The sequence below is a fragment of the Arthrobacter sp. 05L44 genome (genome assembly GCF_056397605.1).
The window spans coordinates 170,666-183,623 of the sequence record NZ_JBFTNS010000003.1 but is presented as its reverse complement, the minus strand read 5'-3'; the positions used below and the strand labels follow the sequence as shown (position 1 = coordinate 183,623).

Here is a 12,958-nt window from a genome sequence, read left to right as displayed (position 1 = left end):
CAGCCTGACTGCAGCGAGGTTTTCCATGGCTTGGACCCGACCCGGCGGCAGGGCTGCGGCCCTAGGCACCGCCGTCGTACTGCTTGGTACGCTGGCGCTCCCCGCACAAGCCTCGCCGGCGACGTCCGTTTCCGCCATCCGGGTGCCGGCTACCGAGGATCTCCCCACGCCGGGCGACATCGCTGCCGCGAAATCCAATGAACACGCCACGGCGGACCAGGTGACCCGCATCGACCGCATCCTGGCCGAAGCCTCCGCCGCCAAGGAGACGGGCCTAGCGACCTCGCTCGCTGCCAACAACGCCTACGCGGATGCCCTCGTTGAGCTCGGCATCCGCCGGGACGCCGCGGCGCTGGCCGAGGCAAAAGCCACCGCCGCCGAAGCCGCGCAGGCCAAGGCACGCAAACTGGTCGGCCAACTGGCCGGGGACCTCTACCGCAACGGCGGTATGACGCCTGCACTGGACAGCCTGGTCGGCGGGGACGGCAGGGCCCTCCAGCAGGCCGCGACCCTGGAAGCCCTGGCAGCCAACCGGAGCCGCGCTTTCCAGGAGTCGGAGACGGCTGCGGCCGCGGCACAGTCCGCGAAAGATGCCGCGGCCGACGCTGACCGGGCCGCCGACGACGCCGCCCGTACGGCGGAATCACGCAAGGCCGACGCCGAACGCGCCGACGCGGACCGGCTGAAGGCGGTCTCCGACGCTGCGGCGCAGCGGACGGTCCTGGTCAGCCAACTGGCGACGCTCCGCAACACCACGGTGGCCCTGGAGTCGGCACGGGTGGACGCCCTGGACCGGCAGCGCCAGCAGGCCCAACTGGCCGCGCTGACGGCCGCGCCCGCGTCCGGCGGGCAATCCGCCCCGGACGCACCCCCGGCACAGGCCGGTTCCTCGCCGGCAGCCCCGGACCGGCCGGCCGCCCCCGCGCCGCAGCCGCCCGCAGCAAATACCCCGGCCCCCGTGGCGCCCGTGGCCCCCGAGCCCGCGCCTGCACCCGCTCCCGCGCCCGCTCCTGCTCCTGCACCTGCTCCTGCACCTGCACCTGTTCCCGCTCCTGCCCCCGCCCCCGCTCCCGCGCCTTCGCCGGGCGGCTCTAACGAGGTGGCCATTTCGTCCGCCCTCGGCAAGGTGGGCGCACCGTACTTCTACCTCTACGGCGGGACCGGCGCCCGTGGTTTTGACTGCTCCGGCCTGGTCCAGAACGCCTTCGCGGCCGCCGGGAAGAGCCTGCCACGCACCGCTGCCGAGCAGTTCGCGCAGGCGCCCGTGAAAGTACCCCTGGCTGCGGCCCAACGCGGGGACCTCCTGGTCTGGGGCTCGGCGCCGGGCTTCTACCACGTCGCCATCTACCTTGGCGGGGGCCGGGTGGTCCAGGCGCTGAATCCGGAGAGCGGGATTACCGTGACGGACCTGGCGTCCATGGCCGGGATGCAGCTGTACCCGTACGCCGCCCGGTACTGACCAGCGCGCCGGGACGTCTCCGACGGCCGTCCTAACCGTGGGCGGGCAGTGCGTCTACGAGAGCACGTCCTTCGTCGCGAAGCGGGCGTAAGCGAGGGAGCCGAACACGGCCAGATATGCCCCCTGCAGCAGTGCGTTGGCCCCGAACGAGTCCCACACGACCGGCAGGCGCAGCAGGTCGCCGAAGTCCAGCCAGCGGTGGCTGAAGAGCCACGGATGCAGCCAGTCCAGCTGCGGCAGGGCGTCCGCGACCTGGGACACAACGGCCAGCACCACCGTGGCGGCCATCGCCCCGACGGGCACGTCGGTGAGGGTGGACATAAACAGGCCGATCGCTGAGAGCCCCACGAGGGACACGGCCAGGTAGGCGGCGATCAGGAGCAGCCGCACGAAGGCGTCGGCGGCGCCGATGGTGTCCCCCGACAGCAGGGTCACAGGCCCCACCGGGAACAGTGCGGCCCCGATCCCGGCTCCGACCAGGGCCACGGTCAACGGCGCCACGACGGCGAACACGACGGCGCCCGCATACTTGACCACCAGCAGCCGGACCCGCCCGGCCGGGGCAGCCAGCAGGTACCTGAGGGTCCCGAGCCCAGCCTCGCCGGCCAGGGTGTCGCCCGCCACCACTCCGATGGTGAGGGGCAGGAACAACGGAACAGCCACCAGCATGGCGGTGACGCCGACAAACAGGCCGTTCTGGCTGATCCGGTCCAGGAAAGCCGGGCCTCGTCCGGGCGGCACGGCCGAGGAAAGCCGGACGGCCAGGGCAATCAGCACGGGGATGGCAGCCAGGGCGAGCAGCATGGCCCAGGTCCGGCGCCGGCGGAACAGCACGGCCAGCTCGGAGCCGAGCAGCCGCAGCCCCGGCGTGCGGCGGCCAGCCGGTGCCGCTGCTGGCACTGCTGCAGGCGCGGGTGCCGGTAGCGGTTCCGGCAACGGTTCACTGGGCAACGTCGAACCCCTCCCCCGTCAGCTCCACGAAGCGGTCCTCCAGACTGCCCTGTTCCACGGTGAAGCCGCGCACCCGGACGCCGGCCGCCACGAGGGCGGCCACCATTTCCTCAGGCGCGGGCTGGCCCGCACCGGGCCCGGCCGGCAGCGGCGCCGTCAGCACCTCGCCGACCGCCCCGGAACCCCCGCCGTCGGGATTCCAACCGTCAGCGGTCAGTCCCAGGCCGGCCAGCACCCCGGCAGCAGCGCCGGGGTCGGGGGTGAGCAGGCGGATCCTGGCCCGCCCGGCACGCCGGAGTTCCGGGAGCGGGCCCTGGGCGACCAGCCGGCCGGCGCTCATGATCGCGGCGTGGGTGCAGATCTGTTCCACCTCGGCTAGCAGGTGGCTGGAGACAAAGACAGTGGCCCCGTCCGCGGCGAGGGAACGCACCAGGTGGCGCACCTCGCGAGTGCCCTGCGGGTCCAGGCCGTTGGTTGGCTCGTCCAGCACCAGCAGCTCCCGCGGCGCCAGCAGGGCGTTGGCAATCCCCAGCCGCTGCTTCATGCCCAGCGAATATGCCCGGACTTTTTTGTCCGCCGCGTGGGCCAGGCCCACCCGTTCCAGCGCCGACCGCACCCGGGCCCGGCGCGTCCCCGCCGCGGTTTCCGGGTCAGCGGCGTCGAACCGGGCGAGGTTGGCGGCCCCGGAGAGGAAAGGGTAGAAGGCAGGACCTTCCACCAGCGCCCCGACCCGGGGCAGGACGCTGCGGAGCTGCCGCGGCATGTCCTCGCCCAGGACACGCACTGAGCCGCCCGACGCCGCGGCCAGGCCCAGCATGATCCGGATGGTGGTGGTTTTCCCCGAGCCGTTGGGGCCCAGGAAACCAAAGACGGAACCTTTGGGGACGGCGAGGTCCACGCCGTCGACGGCCAGTTGCCGGCCGAAGCGTTTGCTCAGGCCGCGGGTTTCAATGCTCAGCTCGGTGGATGGCGCGACGGCGGTCACCGGGCGGCGGCCGCGGCCTGGAGCCGATCCAGCGGGACGGACCCGGCGAACACCCGGCCGTCGTCGAGGATCAGCAAGTTCACCAGTGCACTGGAGAGAAGCCGGCCGCCGGCTACTGGGACCGCCGCCCTGGCCAGCAGGGATGCAGCCGCGCCCGGTCCGCTGGTTTCCGGGGCGCCCGTCTCAGGACCGCCGGATCCGGGGGCGCCCGCCGGCAGTTCGACGACGGATTCCCACCCGGTGCCGGTGACTTTGGCCCGGTTCTTCATCAGTTTGGCGGGCTCTTTGGACATCTTGTTATGGTCCTTCGCGGCCGCGCCGGACCGGTCCTTCGCAGCTCCCGGCTTGTGGTCCGGGACCGGGATCTCCTTGACGGTGGCGCCGGCGGGCGGGCTGAACCGGAAGAGCGCCGGGTCCGGGGTATCCAGGGACAATTTGGTGAAGGCTACGCTGAACGCCGGTTCCGACTGCCCGCGGGAGGTCACCTCGACGCCCAGCGGCATACCGTTTTGGCCGTCCACCGAGATCTCGACGGATTCCAGCAACGTGACCTGTGACCGGGGTTTGAGCACCAGCTGGTACGCCGCGCGCCCGGCCACCTCGGTGTCCGGCCCGACCGTCAACTCGCTGCTGCGGTCCAGTTTGGCAAGCAGCTTGGCCGCCAGCGCATCGGGGGTGGGCATTGCGTCCTTCCCCGGCGCGTGCCGGGTCCCGGCTCCGGCCGGAAGGACCGCGTGCTCGGCGGTGTTGTCCTTGGAGTTGTAGAACCAGACGTCGTTCCCGTGCCGGACGAGGTCGCGCTCGGCGAGCCGGTCCATCACCTGGATGCGGGCGTTGTCCGCCCCGTCCCGGTAGACCCGTGCGGTGTGCGGTGCGGTCAGCAGCTCCAGCCACGCGGTGTCTGCAGTTGCCGTGCCCGGCCCGGATTGGGGAAGTGCCGGGAGCCCCAGGCTGGAGGTCTGTTCCAGGGTTCCCGAGTAGGACGCATCCCGGTGCTGCGCGATCAGGGCGAGCACCTGCTCCGGCGTCTTGGCGGGCAACGGATCCCCGGCGCTGGCGGGCAGGGACCCGGCGAGCGCTCCGGCGGCGATCACGGCAGGAACGGTTGCGGCCGGCAGCCAGCGCAACCAGGTGCGGGTCATAACGACCGCGCTCCAACATGGCAGCTCATAAATCAACAGTACGCCCGGAACGGACGGCTGCGACCGTCAGCGGACAGATTCCTCCGGCGGCCCCGCAGCGGGCCGGCCGGCGGCCGGCGGCGGCTCCGGGACCACGGTTCCGGCGGCGCCGTCGACCGTGACGCGTTGCCCGGTTGTGATCAGCGAGGTGGCGTCGGGGACGCCGACCACGGCCGGGATGCCGTACTCCCGGGCGACGACGGCGCCGTGTGAGTTGGGGCCGCCCATTTCCATCACGAGTCCGCCGGCCGTGAGGAACAACGGGGTCCAGCCCGGGTCGGTGGAGGGTGCCACGAGGATCTCGCCGGGCTCCAGCCGCGCCCCGAGAGGCTCCAGGATCACGCGGGCGGCGCCGCTTACCGTGCCGGCCGAGGCAGGACTGCCCGTCAGCACACCGGGTACTCCTGCCCCTCCCCCGGCAGCGCCGGACTGCACGGCCTCGGGTTCGGTCCCGTCCGAAAGAAGGACCCGGGGGATGTGCCGCCGGCCAAGTTCGTGGTCGTAGGCCTCACGGCGCCGGGCCACCAGCTGGTGCAGCACCTCTCCGGCGAGTGCTGCCCGGACCTCCACCAGGTCGAGGAAAAAGACGTCGTCCGCGGCCCCGATACGGCCCGCCGCCGCCAGGTCGCTGCCGATGGCCTGCAATTGCGCCCGCACCGCCGCGAGCGCTTCAACAATGTGGTACTTCGGGAGTTCGCGCAGGCCGGCGAACATCCGGACGCGCCGGAGCGCAGCGCGCACCAGTGCACCCCGCAGCCTGCTCCGCTGTCCCGCAGCCGCGCTCAGGCGGTCCACCTGCGCCTCGGCCTCGCGCGCAGCCTTGCGGAACTGCCGGTCCGGGGCCTGGTCCGGGTCCTCCAGCCGCAGGTAGTTGGCCAGGACGCCGAGGATGTGCGCCGGGTCGTCGGACCAGCGGGGCATCCCCAGGTCTATCTCGGCCACGGCCCGGTGCCCGTAACGGCCCAGGAAACCGGCCAGCCCGGACTGCACGACGGCGGGCAGGGCGTGTTCGCGGTAGCGCCGGGCGAGCTCCTGCACCCCGGCGCCGGGAGAAGCCTCGGCGAACACGGCGGCCCCGGCGGCATCCTCCCGGATGGCCATGGCGAGGTGCCAGAGGGCCAGGTCCATCTCCGTGGTGACGTTGTCCGGGAGCCCGCGCAGGACCGGCTGCAGCGCCCCCGGCCCGGCGGCGGAGCCCAGCAGCTTCCCGGCGGCGGCCAGCAGGGCAAAGCCCAGCGCCGGCACCGGCAGGATATTGGGCACCACCGGGAACAATTCACGGCCGAGGATGCGCTCCACGTGGTCCAGCCGCTGCTCCGCCGTCGAACCGGCCTGAACCACCAGGGCGGCGCGGAAGCGTTCACCGAACGCCTCCACCCGGCGCAGCGCGGCATTCGGCCGGAACAGCGCCCGGAGCAGGGACGCCGGGACCCGGGCCCGCGCCGCCACGGGGACCACGTGCCTCAGCAGCCGCCACGGGGACCTGCTGGTCACCGAGAACCGCGGGTCATCGAACAAGCCGCGCAGCACCGTGGCGGAACGGGCCTCCATGACGTCAAAGACCCGCGGAACAATAGCCCGCCCGACGCCGCTGCGCGCCACCGCGGTCAGGTCAAAGAACAGCCGCTGCCCGGCCTGGACGTAGGGTGGCGGACCGTCGTGGGGTACCGGCACCTCAAAGTGCGCGGCCCGTGCCACCGACGCGGCGATCAGCCGGAAGCCCGCCAGTCCCATGGGGGTCAGCGGCCGGGTCAGGCCCTGCGCCAGGCTGAAGCACAAGTAGACGCGGGTTCCGTTGTGGACGGCGGCCCGCTCGGGCAGCGGATACAGGGTGGTGATCGGCCGTGACTGCGTCAGCCACACCCCGCCCGCGTCATCGATTGCCCATTCGATGTCCTGCGGGGCACCGAAGTGCAGTTCCGCACGGCGGCCCAGCAGCTCGAGCGCCAGCAGTCCGGCGTCGTCAATGCACGGTTCCGCGCCGGCGGCCGGCTGGACGATCCGCTCGGTGCCGCCGCCCGGCAGCGCCCGGATCGCCACGCCCTTGCTGCCGATGCGGCGCTCCAGGATCCTGCGGGTCGCGCTGTCGACGACGAAGTGGTCCGGGTTGACGGCCCCGGACACCACCGACTCGCCGAGGCCCGGACTGGCATCGATCACCGCCTCGTGCCGGCGGCCGGTGACAGGGTTGGCTGTGAACAGGACGCCGGCCACGGTGGCGTCCACCATCGTCTGGACCACCACGGCCAGCGACACCGTGTCCGGGCTGATCCGGTGGGTGGCGCGGTAGCTCACGGCGCGGTCGGTCCAGAGGGAGGCCCAGCACCGCCGCACGGCGGCCAGGACGTCGTCGGCCCCGACAACGTTCAGGAAGGTGTCCTGCTGCCCGGCGAAGCTGGCGAAGGGAAGGTCTTCGGCGGTGGCCGAGGACCGGACTGCGACGGCGGCGCCCGGTCCCAGCGCGGCGTAGGCGTCGCGGACGGCCCCGGCAATATCGGCCGGCATCTCCGCGGCCAGGACCAGGGCGCGGGCGTCGGCGGCCAGTGCGGCGAGCGCCGGGAGGTCGTCCGGGGCGGCCGCGGCCAGTGCGGCGTGGACGGCGTCCAGGCCGGCGGACGACGTCGCCTGCCGGTACGCCCGGGTGGTCAGGCAGAAGCCCGCCGGGACCGGGAGCCCGGCACGGATCATTTCCCCGAGGTTGGCGCCCTTGCCGCCGACCTCCGGCAGCAGTGCGGCCTGCTCCAGGCCGAGGACCAGCCGGGGCTCCGGCCGCGGCCCGCCGGGAACGGGTGACTGGCCCATCTGCCGCTCCTTCCTTCGCTGCGAAAGCGCCTGTCCCGGGGTGCGGGGCTGTTAGTCCCCGAGCATGGGTCCGAAGCTGGGCCTGTCGGCCAGCCGCGGGTCCTCCCGGTCCGGGACCACCATCACGGGGCCCTTGGCGTGGTGCAGGATGCCGTCGGAGGTGGATCCCAGGAGCATCCCGGCGAATCCGCCGCGGCCGCGGGTGCCCACGACAACCAGCTCGGCGTGCCGGCTGGCCTCGACCAGGATGTCGATCGGGGACCCGTCGACCAGCTGGGTGGTGACCTCCAGCCGCGGGTAGTGGCTCTTGAGCCAGGCGACACCCGCGTCGAGCTGGACCCGGATATCGGCGAACAGGGCTTCGCGGTCCATCGGGGCCGGAACCCAGGCCAGAGAGCCGCTGTACTGCGGGACGGCGCACACCAGGCGCAGCGGCGCGCTGAGGCGTTCGGCCTGGGCCGCGGCCTCGAGGACCGCCACCCGGGCCTGTTCGGAGCCGTCGACGCCCGCCACCACCACGTTTTCAACGAGCTGCCGGCCGGACTTCTCCCGCTCGGCCCGGACGTGTTTGTCGTCAGTGGTCTCGCCCAGCCGGTCACCGCATATCAGCGGCACGGTCACCGTGGGGCATTTGGCGTGGGCGGGCAGTGCGCTGGAGACCGAACCGAGCAGCCGGCCCACAAAACCGCCCCGGCCGCGGGTGCCGAAGACCAGCAGCTCGGCGGTTTCGGTCATCTCCAGCAGGACCCCGGAGGCGTCGCCGTTTTCCACCGAGGCGTCGACTTCAATGTTGTAGCGGGCCACCTTGTCGAGTGCCTGCTTCAGGATGGCTTCTGCGCCCTCGCGGATCACCGAGTCGTCCACCGTGGCGTAGCCGCCGTCCAGGCCGGATGCCGCGAAGACCGGGACGGAGTATGCGGTGACAATATGCAGCGGCCGCTGGCGACGCTCGGCTTCGCGGGCAGCCCACACCAGGGCGCAGTGGCTGTGGTCCGAGCCGTCCACGCCGACCACGATTCCCCGGGGCGCGGGGCGCTCGCCGGGGGCATCGCCCACCGGATCCGGATGCACCTGTTCTCGGGCCATGGGGTCCGCCTCCTCGCGTTACGTGGCTGTGTTGCGGCTATTCTGCCAGATCAGTCCTGCCGCGGGCGCCATCGGGGGCACGGGCAAGGTTTACCCAGTGTTTACACGGCCGGCCGCCGGCACACATACGCGGGGATTCGGGGCCGGAGGGGCTCCGCCGCCCGGCGCGAGGCCGCAAAATCCGCGCGGTTCCGGGGCAAACAAGCACGTCTGATGACCCCCTAGGCACGGCCGACAATCTTGGGTATTCTCTGAGGCATTGCCGAACCGAGATTCGTCTTTCAGATCGCCGACTTCCCTGGGAGCGCGACCGGACGGATTGGCGGAGAGGCGTTCCGGGCACTGGCCCGGGATGACCCATTTTTCGAGGAGGACCCCGGAGTGTCGAGCATGCCTGTGTGCGGCGGAATCGAGCGGACCAACACTGTGGTCATCGGTACGGGTCTGTCCGGTCTGGCGGTCGCCAGTGAGCTGCAGCGCCGCGGCGTCGGCGCCATTGTGGTGGACGGGCTGGACCTGCTCGGGGCCGGGAATCCGGCCAACACCTCATCGCTGCAGCGGTGCGACGCCGCGGACGCCGCGTCCCTGCGCGAGCGCAACGAGATCCTCCGGCACCTGCGCAACTACGCTGCCAGCCACAACCTCGATATCCGCAGCAACGTCCGCGCCCTGCAGCTGGACCACCTGGAGGCCGACGGCGGATTCGCCGCGGACGGATTCAGCGGGTTCCAGGGCGCCGGTTTCGACGCGCCCGGGCTGCCGGGCCCGGCCCAGCAGTGGGCCGTGAGCACCCCCAATGGCGTCCTGTACGCGGACCATCTGGTCCTCACACGCTGCGCGCACAGCCAGTTGCGCCGCATGCTGGCCGAGCTCGGGGTCGCCGCGGGACAAAACCTGATGGCCGCCATGCACGCGCTGGGCATGTACCTCGTGGGGGTCGGCGAGCTGATTACGCCGACGCCGAAGGAAGTCCTGCGTCAGGCCAAGCTGGTGGGGCAGGCGATTTCGGCGAAGGTCCACCCGGAGGGGATGCCGGCGCTGCTGTCCGGCGGGCTGGCCCTGCCGGCCTGAGAGCCCGACTCTTCCGACGCCGGTCGCCGCCCGCTGGCGCCAGCTGCTGCTATCGGCGTCCCTGCGCCTCCGTCAGCTTTTGCTGCTAACGTCCGTCCCGCCGTCGTCGCCGGCAGCGTCAGCCTCGCCGTCGTCGCCGTCCTTCAGGCGCCGCTTCGCCATCAGCCCCAGCGTCACCAGGATGCCGACCGCCACGGCGACGAACAGCACGATGCTCCAGGGGAAGGGTTGGGAGGCGTCGGGCACTTGCGTGGGCGCGATGGTGGTGCCCGGGGGCGCGGTGCCCAGGGTCGGAACCGACCCGCCCGCGGTTCCGGCTCCCGCCGTCGAACCTCCGGCCGCTGCGGTGGCCGTAAACGTGAAGGTACCGTCGATCGGGTGCCCGTCCGAGCTGGCCACCCGCCACTGCACGGTGTAGGCGCCGGCCGGAGCGCCCGACTTGAGCTTCTGCGAGACCACGTTGTCCACGATCTCCGCCGCGCCGTCGGCCCAGTTGGTTCCGCCGGCGTCGTTGACCTTGATCTGGGTGCCGAGCGCCAGGGGATGGTTGCTGAGGGTTAGCGATACCGCGGCCGGCGGAACGGGAACTGTCGCGTTCGCAGCCGGGCTGGTCGACTCAACGGCGTCGTGGGCCGACGCCGGACCGGCACCCAGCAGGGCGGTGCCCAGCAGGACCACCGCCACCGTAAGGAGGCCCAGCAGGGCGCCCGGAAGTTTTCGGATGAAACGCATGGCAGGCCCGCTCCTCGTGTTGGCTTCCTTACAGACTAGGCGAGTTTGGCGGGTGGGCGCCGTCACGCCTAATAGGATTTAGCTAACACCCCTTTTCCCTCCCGGAGGACCAATGCTTAAGCAGGGCTCTGCACTCGACCGGTATTTCAAGATTTCCGAGCGGGGGTCGAACTTCTCCCGCGAGATCCGCGGCGGGTTCGCCACCTTCTTCGCCATGAGCTACATCGTGGTGCTGAACCCGTTGATCCTCTCCGGCCCGGACTCGTCCGGCGGAACCCTGGGCTTCGCGGCCGTGGCCGCCGTGACCGCCTTTGTGGCCGGCATCCTGACCATCCTCATGGGGGCCTGGGCCAAGCACCCCTTCGCGCTGGCCACCGGCCTGGGCGTCAACGCGTTCGTGGCCGTCACGGTCGCCACCAACCCGGGCCTGACCTGGCCGGACATGATGGGCCTGGTGGTCCTCTCCGGCGTCACCATGCTGATCCTGGTGCTGACCGGTTTCCGGACCGCCGTGTTCAAGGCCGTCCCGGAGGGGCTGAAAACGGCGATCGTGGTGGGCATCGGCCTGTTCATCGCCCTGATCGGCCTGGTCAACGCCGGCTTCGTCCGCCGCATCCCCGACGTCGCGGGCACCACCGTCCCGGTGGGCCTCGGCTTTGACGGCAAGCTCCTGGGCTGGCCCACGCTGGTGTTTGTGGTGGGCCTGATCCTGACCATCGCCCTGGTGGTCCGCAAGGTCAAGGGCGCCATCCTGATCGGCATCATCACCTCCACCATCCTGTCCGTGATCCTGGAATTCACCCTGCACATCGGCCCCAGCTTCGACGGCAAGAACTTCAACCCGCAGGGCTGGTCCCTGGTGGCGCCCAAGTTCACCGAGTGGGCCGCCCCGGACCTCTCCCTGATCGGCAAGGCCAACCCGTTCGGCGCCTTCGAGCACCTCGGTGTGGTGGCCGCGACCCTGCTGGCCTTCGTGATCCTGCTGAGCATCTTCTTCGACGCCATGGGCACCATGGTCGGCCTGGCCACCGAGGCCGGGACCATCGACAAGGACGGCAACATCCCCAACGTGGACCGGGTCCTGCAGATCGATGCCCTCGGCGCGATCGTAGGCGGCGGCGCGTCCGTTTCGTCCAACCAGATCTACGTTGAGTCAGGCGCCGGCATCGGCGAAGGCGCCCGCACCGGCCTGGCTTCGATCGTCACAGGCCTGCTGTTCCTGGTTGCCATGTTCTTCACCCCGCTGATCAACCTCGTGCCGTTCGAGGCCGTGGCCCCGGCGCTCGTCGTCGTCGGTTTTATGATGGTCTCCCAGGTCGGCAAGATCGACTGGCAGGACTGGGGCATCGCGATCCCGGCCTTCCTGACCTTCACCCTGATGCCGTTCACCTACTCGATCGCCAACGGCCTCGGCGCCGGGTTCATCTCCTTCGTCGTCATCCGCCTGGTCCAGGGCCGTGCCCGCGAAGTGCACCCGCTGATGTGGGCCGTGGCCGCCGCCTTCCTGCTGTTCTTCGGCATCGGCACCATCGAGGCTGCGCTCGGTATCCACTAGGACCCGGCTTCCGCCTTCCCGCCCGCCGAGTTGGTACTTCGCGGCAGTGTTTCGCCAAAACATCGCTGCGAAGTGCCGACTCGGCGGCGTTTAAGCGTGGTTTCCGGGATTTCGGACACCCCGACGGCGGCGCTGCTGGCTTTCCGGGCCCGGCTGCGGTGAGCTTGGAGCATGCTTTCCGCCGCCCCCCTCACCGATGTCCCGCCGCAGCCCTGGACAGGCAGGTTCGACGGCGACGGCGCTGAACACCGCCGCTGGTGGCAGGCGGTGTCGCCCTGCACCGCGGACCGACTCGCCGCGGCGCGGCCGGCCGTCATCCTCGGCTTCGGCAGCGACGCCGGGGTGCGCCGGAACAAGGGCCGGACCGGGGCGGCGGCCGCGCCGGCCGCCATCCGCGCCGCCCTCGGCCCGCTGGCCTTCCACCTGGACCGGGACGTCCTCGACGCCGGCGACGTCACCGTGGACGGGGACGCCCTGGAGGCCGGGCAGGAGCGGGCGGGCCGCGCCATCACGGGGCTGCTCGACGCCGGTGCACTGCCCGTGGTCCTGGGCGGCGGGCACGAGACCGCGTTCGCCAGCTACCTCGGCGTCGCCGGTTCCGCGGCCGTCCGCGGCGGCGTCCGGTTGGGCGTGCTCAACATGGACGCCCACTTCGACCTCCGCGACGAACCGGTGCCCAGCTCGGGAACCCCGTTCCTCCAGATGGCCCGGGCGGAAGCCGCCGCGGGCAGGGAACTGCAGTACGCCGTCGTCGGAATTTCCGAGCCCAACAACACCCCTGCGCTGTTCCGGACGGCCGCGGAACTCGGGGTGGACTACCTGCTGGACGAGGACTGCGCACCGGACGCTGTGCAGGACTTCGTGGCGGGTTTCCTGGACCGGGTGGACGCCCTGTACCTGACCATCGACCTGGACGTGCTCCCGGCATCCGTGGCGCCCGGCGTCAGCGCCCCGGCCGCGTACGGTGTCCCGCTGCCGGTGATCAGCGCCGTCTGCCGGCAGGTCGCCGCGAGCGGGAAGCTGCTGCACCTTGACGTCGCGGAACTGAACCCGGAGTTCGACGTCGATGGCCGCACCGCCAAGGTCGCAGCCCGGCTGATCAACACCCTCCTGCGCTAACCGCCAGCCCGGGCCAG

Annotated in this window: 10 protein-coding genes; 4 read left to right on the top strand and 6 right to left on the bottom strand. The window is 71.5% G+C overall.

Translation table 11 applies throughout. The features are described 5' to 3' along the window. Window positions 1–25 precede the first annotated feature (25 nt). Window positions 26–1,459 carry a C40 family peptidase gene (locus AC1DHY_RS09595; RefSeq protein ID WP_476878140.1) on the top strand — a complete coding sequence of 478 codons (1,434 nt, stop codon included), beginning with the start codon at window positions 26–28 and terminating at the stop codon, window positions 1,457–1,459. Window positions 1,460–1,513: 54 nt separating this feature from the next. Here the strand turns inward: AC1DHY_RS09595 and AC1DHY_RS09590 are convergent, their stop codons facing one another. The 5 genes from AC1DHY_RS09590 to AC1DHY_RS09570 form a co-directional block, all read right to left on the bottom strand. Continuing rightward, a complete protein-coding gene (locus AC1DHY_RS09590; RefSeq protein WP_476878141.1) occupies window positions 1,514–2,359 on the bottom strand; it encodes an ABC transporter permease in 846 nt (281 codons plus the stop codon). Between the two features lie 40 nt (window positions 2,360–2,399). Further along, window positions 2,400–3,395, bottom strand: coding sequence for an ABC transporter ATP-binding protein (locus tag AC1DHY_RS09585; RefSeq protein WP_476903529.1), 996 nt, complete (start codon window positions 3,393–3,395; stop codon window positions 2,400–2,402). Further along, window positions 3,392–4,537, bottom strand: a complete 1,146-nt coding sequence (locus AC1DHY_RS09580; protein WP_476878143.1) for a LolA family protein — start codon at window positions 4,535–4,537, stop codon at window positions 3,392–3,394. The genes AC1DHY_RS09585 and AC1DHY_RS09580 overlap by 4 nt, the downstream gene beginning before the upstream one ends. 66 nt (window positions 4,538–4,603) lie before the next feature. Then, window positions 4,604–7,378, bottom strand: a complete 2,775-nt coding sequence (locus AC1DHY_RS09575) for a PEP/pyruvate-binding domain-containing protein (protein WP_476903528.1) — start codon at window positions 7,376–7,378, stop codon at window positions 4,604–4,606. A gap of 51 nt (window positions 7,379–7,429) precedes the next feature. Then, the gene (locus tag AC1DHY_RS09570) at window positions 7,430–8,464 is read right to left on the bottom strand and encodes a universal stress protein (protein ID WP_476878145.1); all 1,035 of its coding nucleotides are present in this window, start codon (window positions 8,462–8,464) and stop codon (window positions 7,430–7,432) included. A 390-nt stretch (window positions 8,465–8,854) separates the two neighbouring features. Between AC1DHY_RS09570 and AC1DHY_RS09565 the strand changes: the two genes are divergently transcribed. Beyond that, on the top strand, window positions 8,855–9,535 hold the full coding sequence (locus AC1DHY_RS09565) for an FAD-binding protein (RefSeq protein WP_476878160.1): 681 nt from the start codon (window positions 8,855–8,857) through the stop codon (window positions 9,533–9,535). Window positions 9,536–9,607: 72 nt separating this feature from the next. Here the strand turns inward: AC1DHY_RS09565 and AC1DHY_RS09560 are convergent, their stop codons facing one another. Beyond that, window positions 9,608–10,267 (bottom strand): copper resistance CopC family protein, encoded by a 660-nt coding sequence (locus AC1DHY_RS09560; protein WP_476878146.1) that lies wholly within the window; start codon window positions 10,265–10,267, stop codon window positions 9,608–9,610. 112 nt (window positions 10,268–10,379) lie between these two features. On the opposite strand from AC1DHY_RS09560, the gene AC1DHY_RS09555 reads away from it, so the two are divergent. Both AC1DHY_RS09555 and hutG read left to right on the top strand, forming a co-directional pair. Further along, a complete protein-coding gene (locus tag AC1DHY_RS09555) occupies window positions 10,380–11,822 on the top strand; it encodes an NCS2 family permease (RefSeq protein WP_476903527.1) in 1,443 nt (480 codons plus the stop codon). Between the two features lie 171 nt (window positions 11,823–11,993). Continuing rightward, window positions 11,994–12,941: a formimidoylglutamase gene (gene hutG, locus AC1DHY_RS09550; protein ID WP_476878148.1), complete on the top strand. Its 948-nt coding sequence runs from the start codon at window positions 11,994–11,996 to the stop codon at window positions 12,939–12,941. Window positions 12,942–12,958: the final 17 nt, after the last annotated feature.

Coding starts and splice junctions, on each gene's coding strand:
- AC1DHY_RS09580 (WP_476878143.1), bottom strand. CDS start 4,537: ATGACCCGCACCTGGTTGCGCTGGCTGCCGGCCGCAACCGTTCCTGCC.
- hutG (WP_476878148.1), top strand. CDS start 11,994: ATGCTTTCCGCCGCCCCCCTCACCGATGTCCCGCCGCAGCCCTGGACA.
- AC1DHY_RS09560 (WP_476878146.1), bottom strand. CDS start 10,267: ATGCGTTTCATCCGAAAACTTCCGGGCGCCCTGCTGGGCCTCCTTACG.
- AC1DHY_RS09595 (WP_476878140.1), top strand. CDS start 26: ATGGCTTGGACCCGACCCGGCGGCAGGGCTGCGGCCCTAGGCACCGCC.
- AC1DHY_RS09565 (WP_476878160.1), top strand. CDS start 8,855: ATGCCTGTGTGCGGCGGAATCGAGCGGACCAACACTGTGGTCATCGGT.
- AC1DHY_RS09575 (WP_476903528.1), bottom strand. CDS start 7,378: ATGGGCCAGTCACCCGTTCCCGGCGGGCCGCGGCCGGAGCCCCGGCTG.
- AC1DHY_RS09555 (WP_476903527.1), top strand. CDS start 10,380: ATGCTTAAGCAGGGCTCTGCACTCGACCGGTATTTCAAGATTTCCGAG.
- AC1DHY_RS09570 (WP_476878145.1), bottom strand. CDS start 8,464: ATGGCCCGAGAACAGGTGCATCCGGATCCGGTGGGCGATGCCCCCGGC.